Source organism: Methanocalculus natronophilus (assembly GCF_038751955.1).
GTDB classification, from domain to species: Archaea; Halobacteriota; Methanomicrobia; order Methanomicrobiales; family Methanocorpusculaceae; genus Methanocalculus; species Methanocalculus natronophilus.
Genome location: NZ_JBCEXH010000032.1, coordinates 1 through 275, shown reverse-complemented (window position 1 = coordinate 275; position 275 = coordinate 1). Strand labels below are relative to the sequence as shown.

The window sequence follows — 275 nt, the reverse complement described above, 5'->3', positions numbered from 1 at the left end:
ATTAAAAGAGATTGTGGCTGCACAAGTGGATGGATTACTCTACTTAAATGATGAAATTACGCCAAAACAGTATGATTTCTTACTCACTATGCGTGATGAGTATAAAATTCCAATTGTACTTACAAACACCCTTTATCCTGATAATGAAGCAATTCCTAGTGTCTCTATTGATTATGAAAAAGCGGGTTATGAAATTACTCGTACATTAATAGATGAAGGACGCAAGGATATATTTATGGTGTCTACCGTGCGTAAATACATGGTTAACGACCAAA

Annotated in this window: 1 protein-coding gene; it reads left to right on the top strand. The window is 34.5% G+C overall.

The window, feature by feature from the left end; translation table 11 throughout:
* A partial coding sequence (locus ABCO64_RS10190; RefSeq protein ID WP_343089377.1) for a type 1 periplasmic-binding domain-containing protein occupies positions 1-275 on the top strand: 275 nt, incomplete at both ends.